This is a genomic window from Bacteroides sp. AM07-18, assembly GCF_003602695.1.
In the GTDB taxonomy this organism is placed as follows: Bacteria; Bacteroidota; Bacteroidia; order Bacteroidales; family Bacteroidaceae; genus Bacteroides; species Bacteroides uniformis.
Genome location: NZ_QTLM01000015.1, coordinates 81666 through 98478 on the forward strand (window position 1 = coordinate 81666; position 16813 = coordinate 98478).

The window sequence follows — 16813 nt, forward strand, 5'->3', positions numbered from 1 at the left end:
TAGTGTTTTAATCGGTTGCATCAGTGATTATTAACGGTTTTTAAAACCTCTTGGTCAATTTCAACCTTACCGGCAGCACGCAACTTTGCCACCCAATGCGTTTCCAAATAGTTCCGATAAGCGGTTACGAGCGGCTCTCGCACCTCTTGCCAACTATCCGGTCCCTTCTGCTTACGACCTTGTACAGCAGTAAAGGGAAATGACAAAACCGGGGTTGCATCCTTCCCTTTGAACACCAAATCATCCACATATGCATTATCACCGGGGGCAAATAATCCTTGCTCTGCCTGCACCTTGGGAGTATCGCCGGCATTGAAGGTGAGACGGATGGCATCCATCCACTCCTCTTCCGGAATCTGTTTCAGAAATTTCCGTACTTGCTTCGCCACCCGCTTGGTAGTACAATGCAGCACAATACCCTTATAACGCGGTTCGTCCCAATGGAAGTCCGAACGGTGCGCCTCAAAATATGCTTTCAATCCCGCTTCATCCACCACACTCCTCTTTCCCACTTCACGGTCAGTGATTTCGGCAAGCAACATGCTGTCACGATGCCCCTGCACCAACGCACAGAATTCGGGATGCTTCAATTCCAGACGGGAGTTTTCATAGTCCAGAATCGTTTTTACTGTAAAAGCCTCCAACTGTCTGCGCGTCCCTGCCGGATAAACAGCGGCAAATCCGGCAAACTCTTTTCCACCGTATGCCTTGCCATCCAGTGTAAACAATACACGAGAAGTGCTTCCTTTGGCCAGCAGTTCGTCGATACCGGCTTTATCCGGCATATAGTGATATTCTTTCTTCAGTTTATCCACAAAAGCCCGCGTTCCTTTATCCATTCCATGACGACGGGTTTGACAACGGATTATCTTGTCCTTCATCCTCTCAAAAGGAAGGATTTCCTGCTGTTCGAGTACTTTCACGATATGAATGCCTTGAGGAGTGAGGAACGGACGGGAAATCTCTCCGGCATTCAACCCGAATACAATATCCTCAAACTCCACCGGCATCTGCAGCCAACCCACCCAAAATGCTTTCTTCTCATCGGAAAATTGCTCGACGCAAGCATCGAAAGACGGCACAGCTCCCCCTTCCTTTGCAAGAGCCCTGTAGATAGAATCCATCCTGGACTCCATCTCACGTAAGGTATGACCGGAAATATTCTGGGGGAGATATTTAAAAATATGCTTCACATATACCCGGCCCGCACGCCGGCCGGATTTCATCTTGTCATAATACTGCCGTGCCTCCTGCTCTGCCGTCTCCTCATCTGTCAAGTATGATTTAATCAGACAGCGGCGATACTCATCCTGCTCCTTCTGGAAGACACGGGAAGTATCCAATCCCGCAACTTCGGCAGCCTCTATTTTCAGCCTGAAGTCTATAAACTTATTCACATATGCATCCAATGCCTTCCGGCCTGCACCGACAGAGGTACCGCCCTTATTATAGCTACGTTCGAATTCAGAACGGAGGACCTCCTTTCCATTGATACGCATCAGTACCGGATCGTCCTGGGCCGAAACAGCCAATCCGAACCCGAGGAAGAAAAACACCCAAAACAATCTAACCATAAGCACCATCCGTTCTTTTTATACGGCTGCAAATATAAACAAAATGCCCGGAAAGCGGCAATCTCTCTCCGGGCATTCACTATTATTTTGTTATTATCTTACTCTGGACGGCTATAGTTCGGTGCCTCACTGGTTATAGATACATCATGCGGATGGCTTTCGAGTACACCTGCATTAGTAATGCGGGTAAACTTAGCATCGTGCAGTTTCTCTATATTGGCTGCACCGCAATAGCCCATACCGGCACGCAGACCGCCAACCAACTGATAAATAACTTCATACAAAGTACCTTTATAAGGAACGCGGGCAGCAATGCCCTCTGGAACCAATTTCTTCACGTCACTGGTACCGCTTTGGAAGTAGCGGTCCTTGGAACCATTTTCCATAGCTTCCAGCGACCCCATACCCCGATAGGACTTGAACTTACGACCGTTGAAAATAATCGTATCGCCCGGAGACTCTTCCGTTCCGGCAACCAGCGAACCGATCATCACGCTGTAACCACCGGCAGCCAACGCCTTCACTACGTCACCCGAGTAACGCAAACCGCCATCGGCAATCAAAGGAATACCCGTGCCCTTCAGTGCCTTTGCCACATCATAAACCGCAGACAACTGAGGAACACCCACACCGGCAACTACACGGGTAGTGCAGATGGAACCCGGACCGATGCCCACCTTTACTCCATCAGCACCAGCCTCGACCAATGCCTTCGCAGCTTCACCGGTAGCAATATTACCAACAACAATATCAATATGAGGGAAGTTAGCCTTGGCTTCTTTCAATTTTTCAATAACCCCCTTGGAATGTCCGTGAGCCGTATCAATGACAATGGCATCCGCCCCTGCATCCACCAAAGCCCGCATGCGCTCCAAAGTGTCATTCGTCACTCCCACTCCGGCAGCAACGCGCAGACGACCTTTGCTATCCTTGCACGCCATAGGTTTATCCTTTGCCTTGGTAATATCCTTATAGGTAATCAGACCTACCAATTTGTTGTCTTTATCTACTACCGGCAACTTCTCGATTCTATGTTCTTGCAGAATTTGAGAAACAGCCTCCATATCCGTCGTAGGATTGGTAGTAATGATGTTCTCCTTAGTCATTACCTCATCGATACGCTTATTCATATCTTTCTCAAAACGAAGGTCACGATTGGTAACAATGCCTACCAAATATCTTTCATCATCTACCACCGGAATACCACCAATCTTGTATTCAGCCATCAAAGCCAGCGCATCAGCTACCGTAGAACCTCTCTTGATAGTCACCGGGTCATAAATCATACCGTTTTCGGCACGCTTCACAATAGCTACCTGACGTGCCTGCTCCTCAATGGACATATTCTTATGAATAACTCCGATACCACCTTCGCGGGCAATGGCAATAGCCATCTTCGCTTCGGTAACCGTATCCATGGCAGCAGTTACAAACGGGATTTTTAACTCAATGTTTCGTGAAAACTTAGTCGAGAGTTCGACTGTTTTGGGCAAGACTTCAGAATAAGCGGGGATTAACAGTACGTCGTCATAAGTTAATCCATCCATTACAATCTTATCAGCAATAAATGACATAGGGCTATGCGTTTAAAATTTATTGCGTGCAAATATACGGTTTTTATTCCATTCCGTATACTTGCACGCAACATTTTTTTTCTTTTTTATCAACTAAAACCAATCAGTTTGCCATCTCTGAAATAAACTTGATGCGTACCAAACGTACCTCTTCTTCCGTAAAGTCATCACCCAACTCATCCAGAGCATCGTCAATCTTATCAGTGGTAGATTCCTTGAAATAATCATAGATATCCAGCAAGTGGTCTTCATCCATAATATCCTCCAAGAAATAGTCGATATTCAATTTCGTTCCGGAGTAGACGATAGCTTCTATCTCATCCAGCAGCTCTTCAAACTCAATGCCCTTTGACATGGCAATGTCATCCAATGCCACCTTACGGTCAATGGCCTGAATGATGGCCACCTTCATTTTTGACTTATTGGCCACAGTACGCACACGCAAGTCCTCGGGACGTTCAATCTCATTCTCCTCACAGTGCCGCTTAATGAGTTTACAGAATTCCTCGCCGTAGCGTTTTGCCTTTCCGGCTCCTACACCCGGTATGTTCTGCAACTCGTCCAAAGTCACCGGATATATGGTCGCCATCGCTTCCAAAGACGGGTCTTGGAAAATGACATAAGGAGGCACTTCCAACTTCTTGGACAACTTCTTTCGTAAGTCCTTCAACATGGAGTACAATGCCGGGTCTACCGCACACGCACCGCCTCCACGTGCAGGTGCTTCCTCTTCCACATCCTCAAAGTCATTGTCTTCCACTATTTTGAATGATTTGGGATGTTTAAGGAACTTCTTACCGTCATCTGTCACTTTCAGCAAGCCATAGTTTTCGACATCCTTACTCAGGTAACCGGCAATAAGTGCCTGACGGATCACAGCATTCCACGTTTTGTCTTCTTCGCCCATACCAGAGCCGAACACTTCGAGATCTTCATGCAGATGCGCCTGCACTTCTGAAGTTTCCTTACCTTGTATTATGTCTATAATATAGTCCGCTTTAAAATTTTCTTTCACCGCGAGAATAGCTTCAATCACGGTACACAATAATTCTTGAGCTTCCACTTGTTTTTTCGGATTTAAACAATTGTCACAATTACCACAATTTTCTTCTATATATTCTTCGCCGAAGTAATGAAGCAATGCTTTTCGGCGGCATACGGAAGATTCGGCATACGCAGCAGTCTCCAGCAGAAGCTGCTTGCCAATTTCCTGCTCTGCTACAGGTTTGCCTTGCATAAACTTCTCGAGCTTCTGCAAGTCTTTATTGGTATAGAAAGTAATACACTGCCCTTCTCCTCCATCTCTTCCGGCACGTCCGGTCTCCTGGTAATATCCTTCCAGACTTTTGGGAATATCATAATGGATAACATAACGCACATCCGGTTTGTCAATACCCATACCAAAAGCAATGGTAGCTACAATCACATCAATTTTTTCCATCAGGAAATCATCCTGGTTCTGTGTTCGTGTAGCCGAATCCATTCCGGCATGATAGGCACGGGCATTGATTCCGTTTGCCTGCAGGATTTCAGCAAGTTCCTCCACTTTCTTCCGGCTCAGGCAATAGATAATGCCTGACTTTTCGGGATTGTTCTTAATGAACTTGATGATGTCCCGGTCTACATTTGCAGTCTTGGGGCGTACCTCATAATAGAGATTCGGGCGGTTGAACGATGACTTGAACACCTGCGCATCCACCATACCCAGATTCTTCTGGATGTCATGCTGCACTTTCGGTGTAGCCGTCGCAGTCAACGCTATCAGAGGGGCTTTTCCTATTTCATTGATAATGGGACGGATGCGGCGATACTCAGGACGGAAGTCATGACCCCATTCAGAAATACAATGGGCTTCGTCCACGGCATAGAACGAAATCTTCACCGTTTTCAGAAACTCCACATTCTCTTCCTTCGTCAGTGATTCCGGAGCTACATACAACAGCTTTGTCTTACCACTGAGTATGTCGGACCGGACCTGGTCTATCGCGCTCTTGTTTAGGGAAGAATTGATGAAGTGGGCTATCCCATCCTCTTCGCTGAAGTTACGCATCGCATCGACCTGATTCTTCATCAAGGCAATCAGAGGAGAAATCACGATACCCGTGCCCTCCATCAACAAGGACGGCAGTTGGTAGCACAAAGATTTTCCACCACCGGTAGGCATCAACACGAATGTATCATTACCCGCCAACAGATTCTCTATGATTGCTTCCTGATTTCCTTTAAATGTATCGAACCCGAAGTATTTCTTCAGCTGGTCTATCAAATTAATCTTCTTCCCTGCCATGATTCATTAGGTTGTTGTTTATTGAGTTAACTTTTAATAGTGGTACTCCGCCTTGTTTTCACAAAGAACCCTAACAAAGTTATAAACAACTTCTTAAATTTCAAGCATAATCCATCGAATATTTTTCAATAAAAAGTAAAATAGTCGGTTTTACCCCGTATTACCATCTGATTCTTAAGCACTTTGCAGTCGTGCTATATTTGCCTTTTCAAGCTGGCGCTTGGCGTAGTCCAACGTCACAACAAAATTGTCCTTCTGTTCTGACGGAATTTCGAACATGGCATCCATCATAATTGTCTCCACAATGGAACGCAAGCCGCGGGCTCCCAACTTATATTCTACCGCTTTATCCACGATATATTCAAATACAGCATCTTCAAACGTCAGCTTCACATTGTCCATCTCAAACAGTTTGATGTATTGCTTGATGATGGAATTCTTCGGTTCCGTAAGAATGGAGCGCAATGCCGCACGGTCCAACGGATTCAGATAAGTCAGCACCGGAAGGCGGCCGATAATCTCGGGAATCAGTCCGAACGACTTCAAATCCTGCGGAGCAATGTACTGCATCATGTTGCTCTTATCAATGGTTGCCGTATTGCGTACAGCGCTATACCCGACAACGTGCGTATTCAGCCGCTGGGCAATTTTCTTTTCAATGCCATCGAAAGCCCCACCGCAAATGAACAGAATATTCTTGGTATTGACCGGAATCATTTTCTGGTCGGGATGCTTGCGCCCACCCTGGGGAGGCACATTCACCACAGAACCTTCCAGCAGTTTCAGCAATCCCTGCTGCACGCCTTCACCACTCACATCACGGGTTATGGAAGGATTATCACCCTTGCGCGCTATTTTGTCTATCTCATCAATAAACACGATACCTTGCTCTGCCTCGGGCACGTTATAATCCGCCACCTGGAGCAGACGTGTCAAAATGCTTTCAATGTCCTCACCCACATAACCTGCCTCTGTCAGAACTGTTGCATCTACAATAGTAAAAGGAACATGCAGCAACTTTGCGATAGTACGCGCCAATAACGTCTTTCCCGTACCGGTACTGCCTACCATGATGATGTTCGATTTTTCAATCTCCACATCATCACCGCCGTCCTTCTGGAGCAGACGTTTGTAATGGTTGTACACCGACACAGACAAGAAACGCTTGGCATCGTCCTGACCAATGACATATTGATCGAGGAACTTCTTTATTTCTACGGGTTTAGGAAGTTCTTTCAGATTCAGCTTCGTGGCACTTGCCTTCTTGCCAGCCCCCAAAGCCTCCTGAGTAATCTCATAAGCCTGGGTGGCGCAACTGTCGCAGATATAGCCATTCATCCCCGTTATGAGAAATCCGACTTCATCTTCGGTGCGACCGCAAAAACTGCATCTATTTTTATTCTTTCTTGAATCTGCCATATTTATTTTTTAATCAAAACCTCATCTACCATACCATATTCTTTGGCTTCCTGGGCTGTCATCCAGTAGTCACGGTCAGAATCTGCCCATACCTTGTCAAAGGGAGTGTGGGAGTGGTCGGCGATAATGGTATAAAGTTCTTTCTTCAACTTCTGGATTTCACGTGCCGTGATTTCAATATCTGAGGCCTGCCCCTGGGCACCTCCCATCGGCTGGTGTATCATCACGCGGGAGTGGGTCAATGCGGAGCGTTTGCCTTCGGCACCGGCAACCAGCAATACGGCTGCCATGCTTGCCGCCATTCCAGTACAGATGGTAGCCACATCACTACTGATGAACTGCATGGTATCATAAATACCCAGACCGGCATATACCGAACCGCCCGGCGAATTGATATAGATGGAAATATCCTTGCCCGGATCCACCGAATCCAGATAAAGCAACTGAGCCTGCAAAGTATTGGCTGTATAGTCATCAACCTGCGTACCGAGGAAAATGATGCGGTCCATCATCAGACGGGAAAACACGTCCAACTGCGTTACATTGAGCTGGCGTTCCTCGAGGATATAGGGATTCAAATAGCCGGCTTGTGATTTAATCACATCGTCCAGCACCAAACTGTTCATACCAAGATGCTTGGTAGCGTATTTTCTAAAATCATCCATTTCTTTCTATTTTTTAATTTATAAGGATACAAAGAAACAAAAAAGAACACAGAGACACAAAAAAACACAGAGTTATAGTTTGTCAAACTCTGTGTTTCTTTATAAATTTTAGCCGTAGGCTCACATTACTCTTATGCAAACATCTTATTGAACTCTTCAGCAGAAACGTTCTTATGCTCCAGTTCCACCTGAGACTTCAATGCTGTAGCCAATTTAGATTCAACCACACGATTAACCAAGCCTTCTATGCTCTCTTTCTTCTTAAGCATTTCCTTTGAGTAGTTTTCCAGGATTTCTTCAGGCACACTCATCATACCATATTGTGCAAACTGTGCGCGGGTAGCTTCCTTAGCCATGTTTGTGATGTCTTCCTGCTCAACCTTGATATCATTGGCTTTCACCAGCTGTTCTTTAATCAGGTGCCAAGTCAGCTCTTCGATGCTCTTGTCATAGTTGTCCTCTACAAAGCTTTCTTCCTTGTCAGGATTGTTCAGACGCATAATGCGCTTCAGTAATGCATCCGGGAATTCCAGCTTGCCTACTTTCTCTGTCAGCATCTTACGTGCGTCAATCAAGAACTTATAGTCACTGTCTGCCACGAACTGGTTGGCAATAACTTCCTTCACTTTGGCACGGAATTCCTCTTCCGTTTTCACATTACCTTCGCCAAATACCTGGTCGAAAATTTCCTGAGTCAAGTCACCCGGAACGAAACGTGTGATTTCTTCTACCTGGAAGCTGAAATTGGATTTTACTTCGGGAGCAGCTTCCTTGTCAATCTTCAATAAAGAAGACAATTCGGCAGCATTTCCGTCCCAAGCAGTATTCGGATTGAATACAAGCACATCGTTCACTTTTGCACCGGCAAAGATAGCTTTCTGTTCATCATTTTTCATGTACGAAGGCATCATTACAGCACCTTCCACCTGAATACCACCCTCTTTGGTATTACCTTCTTCATCCAGTTCAGCAAGCAAACCTTTCAGCATGTCATTGTCCTCGTAAACGTCTACCTTGTCATACTTGCCGTTACGTTGAGTGTAAGCCTTGACCTGGTTATCCACCATTTCGTCTGTAACTTCAATAGTATAGTAATCTACCTTATCTTTTGCACTGACTTCAGCTTTAAATTCCGGAGCCAAAGCAATATCAAACAAGAATTCGAACTCTTCCATAGTATCGAAATCAATTTCCTGCTGCTTGTCTTCGTTGGGCAAAGGCTCGCCCAATATATTTACCTTATTGTCCTGGATATACTTATATACTGTTTCTGAAAGCAGCTTGTTCACCTCTTCAGCCAATGCAGACTTACCATACATTTTCTTAACTAAGCTCATAGGAACCATTCCCTTACGGAAACCGGGAATCTGTGCCTTCTGACGGAAGCTCTTCAATGATTTGTCTACTTTTTCCTGATAATCTGCTTTCTCAAGCTTTACAGTAAGCAGTGCGCTTACTTTGTCAATGTTTTGTAATGAAACGTTCATTCTGACAATTATTTATTTGATTTATACTTTGTTCCATATCTCAAATGGGCGTGCAAAATTAGCGTTATTCTTTCAATTATCAAAAGAACATTGCCGATTTATTTCAGTTTAATTCTTGGATAGAGCGGTAGAAGAGCCCAACCATCGGACTGACAACGGAGGACGTTTATGGGAAAGATACTCAGGGAAAAGACGATGATAAACCGAACCGTCCAGTTTCTATGAAGAGAAATGGGAGTTGCCCGAAGGCACGACAATCTACAAAAATAATTAAGGAAAAACATTGTTTATCCGAATTTTATGCGTTTCTTTGTCGCGGAATGATGGCGCATTAGTTTTTCGATTTCCATTACATGGTTTTTACTTCCGTTTTCAAGAACGCTTTTGTAAACTCTCTGTCGTTGTAATCCATTTATTATTCAGCCTTCCTTCCAAGAGAGTTTTATTCATTATATTTATTTTATCAATTTCATTATGAACATTTATGTTGGAAACCTTAACTACCGCGTTAAGGAGAGTGACCTGCAGAAGGCAATGGAAGATTACGGCACAGTATCTTCTGTAAAATTTATCAATGACCGCACCACCGGACGTTTCAGAGGCATCGCTTTTGTAGAAATGGAAGATGACGCTGCTGCAGCTAAAGCTATTGCCGAACTAGACGGTGCTGAATTCTTCGGCCGCCAAATGGTAGTGAAAGAAGCAAGACCTCCAAAATATTAATCATAGAGATTTAAGGAGAAATAAAAAAAGGCCACTGAATGAGTGGTCTTTTTTTATTTCTATCAATCGACAGTATCCGGGATTACTTCATAAAATCCTTGCGACGAAGTACGAAGCTATTACTCAGATACTTTTCACGTACAATCTTATTCTCGGCCAACTCTTCCGGCGTACCCTGGAACAAAATTTTTCCTTCAAATAGCAGATAAGCACGATCGGTAATGCTCAGCGTCTCCTGCACATTGTGGTCAGTAATCAAAATGCCGATATTCCTATCTTTCAACTTCCACACAATCTGCTGAATATCCTCCACTGCAATCGGGTCTACACCGGCAAAAGGCTCGTCCAACATAATAAATTTGGGGTCAATGGCCAGACAACGGGCAATTTCTGTACGGCGCCGCTCGCCACCTGACAACTGGTTACCCTTGTTCTTCCTTACCTTCTGCAAGCGGAACTCTGCAATCAGGCTCTCCAGCTTGTCTTTCTGATACTCCAAAGGCTTGTCGGTCATTTCCAGTACAGATGCAATATTGTCCTCCACACTCATTTGACGGAACACAGAAGCCTCCTGAGCCAGATAACCGATACCCGTCTGCGCACGCTTGTATACCGGATATTTCGTTATATCCAAATCATTCAAGAAGATACGTCCCTCATTGGGAGTAATCAGCCCTACGGTCATATAAAACGAAGTTGTCTTACCGGCGCCATTCGGCCCCAGCAAACCGACAATCTCCCCTTGCTTCACATCAATGGACACATGGCTCACTACCGTACGCTTTCCGTACTTTTTCACCAAATCCTCCGTACGCAGCACCATGCTACCTTCCTCCCGTGGCTCTGCCCCGGCAGTCAAGCTTGGTCCGGCCTGCAGATTTTCCTTAACTTCCTCTACATTGTCCTTTATGCCTTTTTCTTCTTCCATACTCTAAAGGTTTTCGCCGCAAATGTAGCAAAAATAAGCCGAAATAGTGTACATTTGCATTCAAATACTTATATGTCATGTTTAAAGCACTTAAGACAGTGGGACGATATATCATACTGATGGGACGCGTATTTGCCCGTCCCGAACGTATGCGTATGTTTTTCCGCCAATATGTCAACGAGTTGGAACAGCTCGGCGTGAACTCTATCGGCATCGTATTGCTGATATCGTTCTTCATCGGAGCTGTAATCACCATACAGATAAAGTTGAACATCGAGAGTCCTTTCATGCCTCGATGGACAGTGGGATATGTAACCCGAGAAATCATGCTGCTGGAATTCTCCTCCTCCATCATGTGTCTGATTCTGGCAGGAAAGGTCGGGTCAAACATCGCCTCGGAGCTGGGCACCATGCGAGTCACCCAGCAGATAGACGCCCTTGAAATTATGGGTGTCAATTCTGCCAACTATCTCATCCTACCGAAAATTGCCGCTATGGTGACAACCATTCCACTGATGGTGACGTTCAGTATATTCGCCGGTATCATAGGTGCCTTCTGTACTTGCTGGTTCGGCGGCATCATGTCGGCAGTAGATTTGGAATACGGCTTGCAGTACATGTTTGTCGAATGGTTTATTTGGTGCGGCATCATCAAGTCGCTGTTCTTTGCCTTTATCATTGCCAGCGTATCGGCATTCTTCGGTTACACCGTCGAAGGCGGTTCCATCGAAGTGGGCAAGGCGTCCACCGACTCCGTAGTATGCAGCAGCGTACTTATCTTATTCGCCGACCTAATATTAACTCAACTTTTAATGGGATGATTGAACTGAAAGGACTTTGCAAATCATTTGAAGAAAAAGAGGTACTGAAAGATATCAATGCCACTTTCGAGAATGGAAAGACCAACCTAATCATAGGGCAGAGCGGTTCGGGAAAAACCGTACTCATGAAATGTATCGTGGGTCTGCTGACACCGGACAAAGGAGAATTGTTGTATGACCACCGCAACTTCCTCGCCATGGGAAAGAAGGAAAAGAAAGCGCTCCGCCGGGAAATGGGAATGATTTTCCAAAGTGCCGCGCTGTTCGATTCCATGACGGTACTGGACAATGTGATGTTTCCACTGAACATGTTCAGCAACGATACCCTGCGCGATCGGACTCGTCGTGCCATGTTCTGCTTGGAGCGTGTAAACCTGATTGAAGCCAAAGACAAATTTCCCGGAGAAATCAGCGGCGGTATGCAGAAACGCGTAGCCATTGCCCGTGCCATTGCCCTAAACCCGCAATACTTGTTCTGTGACGAGCCGAATTCAGGACTTGACCCCAAGACCTCGCTTGTCATCGACGAACTGATACAAGATATAACCCGAGAATACAATATGACTACTCTCATCAACACTCATGACATGAACTCTGTAATGGGTATCGGAGAAAAAATCATCTATATTTACGAAGGACACAAAGAATGGGAAGGCAATAAAGACGATATCTTCACTTCCACCAACGAGCGGTTGAACAGTTTCATATTTGCATCTGACCTATTCCGGAAAGTCAAAGAAGTGGAGATACAGAACCTTGAAGGATAAAACCACACCTCATTTTCTAACCTATTACATAAGAAAGCGTCCGGAAGCTATGTTCCGGACGCTTTCTCTTCATAAAACCAGTTAATAGAATCGACTATATCATCACGATATATTTTACTTCTGCCGGATATAGATATTTATCGGAGTTCCGGTCAACTTCCATTTCTCACGCATCTTATTTTCCAGGAATCGTCTGTAAGGCTCTTTCACATATTGTGGAAGATTTGCAAAATAAACAAATGACGGCACCTGGGTATTGGGCAACTGCGTAATATACTTTATCTTGATATACTTACCCTTAATTGAAGGGGGTGGATACGCCTCGATAAGCGGCAGCATTTCCTCGTTCAAACGAGCTGTCGGAATACGCGTCATACGATTTTCGTACACATCACGCGCCTCTTCCAATACCTTCAGAATACGCTGTTTGGTCAGTGCCGAAGCAAAGATGATAGGAAAATCCACAAACGGAGCGAAACGGTTGCGGATAGCATCTTCGAAAGTCTTCATCACCTTCACAGTCTTGTCCTTCACCAAGTCCCACTTGTTCACCACAACCACCAGCCCCTTGGCATTCTTCTGTATCAAGGAGAAGATATTCAAATCCTGGCTTTCGATGCCACGCGTAGCGTCTACCATCAAAATACATACATCTGCATTCTCAATGGAACGAATGGAACGGATTACGGAGTAGTACTCCAAATCCTCATTCACCTTGTTCTTCTTACGGATACCCGCCGTATCTACCAGGTAGAAATCAAAACCGAATTTATTGTAGCGGGTATAGATAGAATCGCGCGTGGTACCGGCAATCTCCGTCACGATGTTGCGGTCTTCTCCAATAAAGGCATTGACTATGGAAGACTTTCCGGCATTAGGGCGTCCCACTACTGCAAAGCGGGGAATATCCTCGTCCAGAATTTCATCAGATTCCTTCTTGAACTTGCTGACGATAAGGTCCATCATATCGCCCGTACCGCTACCCGTTACAGCAGAAATACAATAAGGGTCACCCAAACCCAAGCTATAGAACTCAGGAGCATTGTATTGCAGTTCATGATTATCAGTCTTATTGGCAACCAGCAACACAGGCTTCTTGGCACGACGCAAGATGGCAGCTACCTGCTCGTCGAGGTCCGTAACCCCGTTCATCACATCCACCACAAACAGTATCACGTCGGCTTCGTCCACCGCCATCAATACCTGCTTACGAATCTCTTCTTCGAAAATATCATCAGAGTTCACTACCCAACCGCCGGTATCTACCACGGAGAACTCACGTCCCAACCATTCGGTCTTTCCATATTGGCGGTCACGGGTGGTTCCCGCTTCCTCATTCACAATTGCCTGACGTGTCTTGGTCAGACGGTTAAATAATGTAGACTTTCCCACATTGGGACGTCCTACGATTGCAACTAAATTTCCCATAGTTCACACTCTTTGTTTTTTGCGACTGTCACAGTCGTATGAATAACTCTTAATCCAGCTGATAACCAAAATTACGCAGTTCCTTGTCCGAACTCCGCCAATCCTTATCAACTTTCACAAACGTCTCCAGGAATATCGTTTTCCCGAAAAACCTCTCCAAATCACGGCGCGCTTCAGTAGCCACTTTCTTCAAAGCCTTCCCCTGCTTGCCTATGATAATACCTTTTTGCGAATCACGCTCCACATAGATTACGGCACTGATATGAATCTTCTTTGCCTCCTCCTTAAACTGTTCTACCATCACCTCCACCGAATAAGGGATTTCCTTATCGTAGTACAACAGAATTTTCTCACGGATTATTTCGGTCACGAAGAAACGCGCCGGCTTGTCCGTCCACTGGTCCTTGTCGAAATAAGGAGGTGAGTCGGGCAACAGCTCCTTCACCCGCTTCATGACATAATCCACATTAAATTTCGAAGTAGCAGAGATAGGAATAATTTCCGCCTTCGGCAGCAATTCCTTCCATGCTTCCACCAGTTCCACCAGCTTTTCCTGGTTGCTTAAATCAATCTTATTGATAAGCAGCAATACCGGAACGTCCAAGTGTCCTACTTTCTCCACAAAATCATTATGCTTGTCGGGAGTCTCAACCACATCTGTCACATACAGCAACACATCTGCATCCGCCAATGCCGAAGTGGAGAAATTAAGCATGGACTCCTGTAACTTATAGTTTGGCTTCAATACACCCGGAGTGTCCGAAAACACAATTTGCATGTCATCCGTATTATAGATGCCCATAATCCGATGACGGGTGGTCTGCGCCTTGAAAGTGGCGATAGAAATGCGCTCACCTACCAAAACGTTCATCAATGTGGATTTGCCCACATTCGGATTTCCCACGATATTTACAAAACCTGCTTTGTGCATGACTTCAGTATTTGAATTGAGACAAAAAAACGCATCGAATCGAAATAGGATGCGTTTTTATCATATTATATTTAGCAATAGTATGTTACTGCTTCTTTCCGTCGTATCCCCACTTCACATACACGGCTCCCCAGGTAAATCCTGCGCCGAATGCAGTGAAAATAAGGTTGTCGCCTTTCTTCAGCTTATCTTCAAAGTCCCAGATGCAAAGAGGCAACGTAGCAGCACTGGTATTGCCGTAACGTTCGATATTAATCAGTACTTTCTCACGAGGAACTTCCAGACGATGTGCCACAGCATCAATGATACGAAGATTGGCCTGGTGCGGAATCACCCAGTCAATGCTATCCTTTGTCAGACCGTTTTTCTCGGCAATGGCCGCGCTAACATCCGACATATTGGATACGGCATACTTAAACACAGTACGTCCTTCCTGATAAATGTAATGCATGTGGTTGTCTACAGTAAAATAAGAGGGAGGACAAACCGACCCACCCGCTTTCATATGCAGGAAAGGCAAACCTTTGCCGTCGGTTCTCAGAATAGCATCCATAATACCTACATCTTCTGTTGTCGGCTCGAGCATGAAAGCTGCAGCGCCGTCTCCAAAGATAGGACAAGTAGCACGGTCTGTATAATCAACCATTGACGACATCTTGTCGGCTCCCACAATGATAACCTTCTTATATCTTCCAGAACGGATGAAATTGGCCGCCGTCTCCATCAGATAGAGAAATCCGCTGCAGGCTGCCTGCAAGTCAAAAGCATATGCATTTTTCAGCCTTAGCTTATCACATAAAATAGAAGCTGTAGAAGGGAAATGATAATCCGGAGTGGAAGTAGCTACAATCACCAGATCTATATCATCCGGATCCGCGCCAGTACGTTGCATCAGCTGTTTGGCAGCTTTACGCGCCATATAGGAACTACCTAACCCTTCTTCATTCAGGATACGTCTTTCCTTTACTCCGATACGAGTCATAATCCATTCGTCATTGGTATCCACCATTCTTGAGATTTCGTCGTTTGTCAAGACGTAATCAGGTACATAACCGCCGACTCCTGTAATTACTGCATTTATTTTTTCCATTAAAATCTTGTTTACTTATAGAACTACTGAAACAACGGTAGTCTAAAAAGGTTTGCTTATTAAATTACAAATCTTTTTAGACGCCCGATATTCAAGTATAAGTTTTAGTCAAACTGACCGTAATTATACGGCAGCTTCCTTTTCAACTGCAAGCTTACCTCTATAGTAACCACATGCACCACATACAGTGTGATATACATGCCACTCACCACAATTCGGGCAAATAGCCAGTGTAGGAGCTACTGCTTTATCATGAGTTCTTCTCTTCGCAGTTCTTGTTTTTGACTGTCTTCTCTTAGGATGTGCCATTTTCTTTAATCTTTAATTGTTATCTAATATTTTCTTTAATTCGTCCCAACGCGGGTCTACCTGCGTTTCTTCTTCATTCATCAGCTCCACCTCTTCTTCCGGAGCAAATGTGTCCTCAGCCATATCATCATCCGGAGTAGTGCGCATATGCTTACTCAATTTGCTGGTCATTGCCTTGTTACACTTACCCGGAGCATGCACATGCTTCATGGGGATGGCCAAAGCTACAAACTCGTACATAAACCATGCTACATTAATCTCACCTTCCTCTTCGGGAATTACAATGAGATTGTCACCTTCTTCGGCATATTCATGACCGAACTTAACCAGCAGCTTATCTGTCGAGCTGACAAGCTGTTCCATATCGTCCAAACAACGGTCACATGGCACCCACACCATTCCGTCTGTCTGGAAGTTCAATTCGAAAGCACGAGATGTTTTCTTTACAACTAACACCACATTGACTTTACCCTTCTGCACTTCCGGTCCATCAATATTGGCAAAGAAAAGGTTGTCTAGCACAAACTCATATTTGCATGAATCTGCTTGCATACCTTTCAGGTCTATTTTGTATTTATCAAACTTTCCCAAAGCTTCTTTTGTTTATTCGGGCGACAAAGATACGAATAATTATCCTCATTATGTAGTATTTAGAGTAAAATATTCATTTTTTTATGTTCATTTCACCCTGATATCACTACAAATCAGCAGAAAACTCATGGCCTAAAACACAAGAACAATCCATGCCGGCATCCAAGTATATGTAAAGATATAAAACGAACAAAGCCTCCGTATCCTTATCAGACACGG

General features: G+C 44.8%; 15 protein-coding genes. 3 read left to right on the forward strand and 12 right to left on the reverse strand.

Translation table 11 applies throughout. From position 1 onward, the window contains the following. Positions 1–20 precede the first annotated feature (20 nt). The 6 genes from DW096_RS15705 to tig all read right to left on the reverse strand — a co-directional run bounded on the left by DW096_RS15705 (position 21) and on the right by tig (position 9006). Positions 21–1583 carry a peptidylprolyl isomerase gene (locus tag DW096_RS15705; protein WP_016274451.1) on the reverse strand — a complete coding sequence of 521 codons (1563 nt, stop codon included), beginning with the start codon at positions 1581–1583 and terminating at the stop codon, positions 21–23. 89 nt (positions 1584–1672) lie between these two features. Then, a complete protein-coding gene (guaB, locus tag DW096_RS15710) occupies positions 1673–3148 on the reverse strand; it encodes an IMP dehydrogenase (RefSeq protein ID WP_005829561.1) in 1476 nt (491 codons plus the stop codon). Between the two features lie 103 nt (positions 3149–3251). Further along, a complete protein-coding gene (gene recQ, locus DW096_RS15715) occupies positions 3252–5435 on the reverse strand; it encodes a DNA helicase RecQ (protein ID WP_005829559.1) in 2184 nt (727 codons plus the stop codon). 174 nt (positions 5436–5609) lie between these two features. Beyond that, positions 5610–6854 carry an ATP-dependent Clp protease ATP-binding subunit ClpX gene (clpX, locus tag DW096_RS15720; RefSeq protein WP_005829557.1) on the reverse strand — a complete coding sequence of 415 codons (1245 nt, stop codon included), beginning with the start codon at positions 6852–6854 and terminating at the stop codon, positions 5610–5612. 2 nt (positions 6855–6856) lie between these two features. Next, positions 6857–7519 carry an ATP-dependent Clp endopeptidase proteolytic subunit ClpP gene (gene clpP, locus DW096_RS15725; protein ID WP_005829555.1) on the reverse strand — a complete coding sequence of 221 codons (663 nt, stop codon included), beginning with the start codon at positions 7517–7519 and terminating at the stop codon, positions 6857–6859. 131 nt (positions 7520–7650) lie between these two features. Continuing rightward, positions 7651–9006 carry a trigger factor gene (gene tig, locus DW096_RS15730; RefSeq protein ID WP_005829551.1) on the reverse strand — a complete coding sequence of 452 codons (1356 nt, stop codon included), beginning with the start codon at positions 9004–9006 and terminating at the stop codon, positions 7651–7653. A 474-nt stretch (positions 9007–9480) separates the two neighbouring features. Here tig and DW096_RS15735 point away from each other — a divergent pair, with 474 nt between their 5' ends. Then, entirely contained in the window at positions 9481–9729 is a 249-nt protein-coding gene (locus DW096_RS15735; protein WP_005829545.1) for an RNA-binding protein, read from the forward strand. A gap of 82 nt (positions 9730–9811) precedes the next feature. Here DW096_RS15735 and lptB read toward each other — a convergent pair whose 3' ends face one another. Further along, positions 9812–10552: an LPS export ABC transporter ATP-binding protein gene (gene lptB / locus DW096_RS15740; RefSeq protein ID WP_034523256.1), complete on the reverse strand. Its 741-nt coding sequence runs from the start codon at positions 10550–10552 to the stop codon at positions 9812–9814. 182 nt (positions 10553–10734) lie between these two features. Between lptB and DW096_RS15745 the strand changes: the two genes are divergently transcribed. Both DW096_RS15745 and DW096_RS15750 read left to right on the forward strand, forming a co-directional pair. After that, positions 10735–11478: an ABC transporter permease gene (locus tag DW096_RS15745; RefSeq protein ID WP_005829541.1), complete on the forward strand. Its 744-nt coding sequence runs from the start codon at positions 10735–10737 to the stop codon at positions 11476–11478. After that, positions 11475–12245: an ABC transporter ATP-binding protein gene (locus DW096_RS15750; protein WP_005829539.1), complete on the forward strand. Its 771-nt coding sequence runs from the start codon at positions 11475–11477 to the stop codon at positions 12243–12245. The genes DW096_RS15745 and DW096_RS15750 overlap by 4 nt, the downstream gene beginning before the upstream one ends. A gap of 114 nt (positions 12246–12359) precedes the next feature. Here the strand turns inward: DW096_RS15750 and der are convergent, their stop codons facing one another. From der to DW096_RS15775, 5 genes are all read right to left on the reverse strand, one after another. Further along, entirely contained in the window at positions 12360–13673 is a 1314-nt protein-coding gene (gene der, locus DW096_RS15755; protein ID WP_005829538.1) for a ribosome biogenesis GTPase Der, read from the reverse strand. A 49-nt stretch (positions 13674–13722) separates the two neighbouring features. Then, the gene (era, locus tag DW096_RS15760) at positions 13723–14604 is read right to left on the reverse strand and encodes a GTPase Era (RefSeq protein ID WP_016274452.1); all 882 of its coding nucleotides are present in this window, start codon (positions 14602–14604) and stop codon (positions 13723–13725) included. An 85-nt stretch (positions 14605–14689) separates the two neighbouring features. Beyond that, the gene (locus DW096_RS15765) at positions 14690–15694 is read right to left on the reverse strand and encodes a beta-ketoacyl-ACP synthase III (protein ID WP_005829534.1); all 1005 of its coding nucleotides are present in this window, start codon (positions 15692–15694) and stop codon (positions 14690–14692) included. A gap of 123 nt (positions 15695–15817) precedes the next feature. Next, entirely contained in the window at positions 15818–16003 is a 186-nt protein-coding gene (gene rpmF / locus DW096_RS15770) for a 50S ribosomal protein L32 (RefSeq protein WP_004288267.1), read from the reverse strand. 12 nt (positions 16004–16015) lie between these two features. Then, entirely contained in the window at positions 16016–16594 is a 579-nt protein-coding gene (locus DW096_RS15775; protein WP_005829530.1) for a DUF177 domain-containing protein, read from the reverse strand. Positions 16595–16813 lie beyond the last annotated feature (219 nt).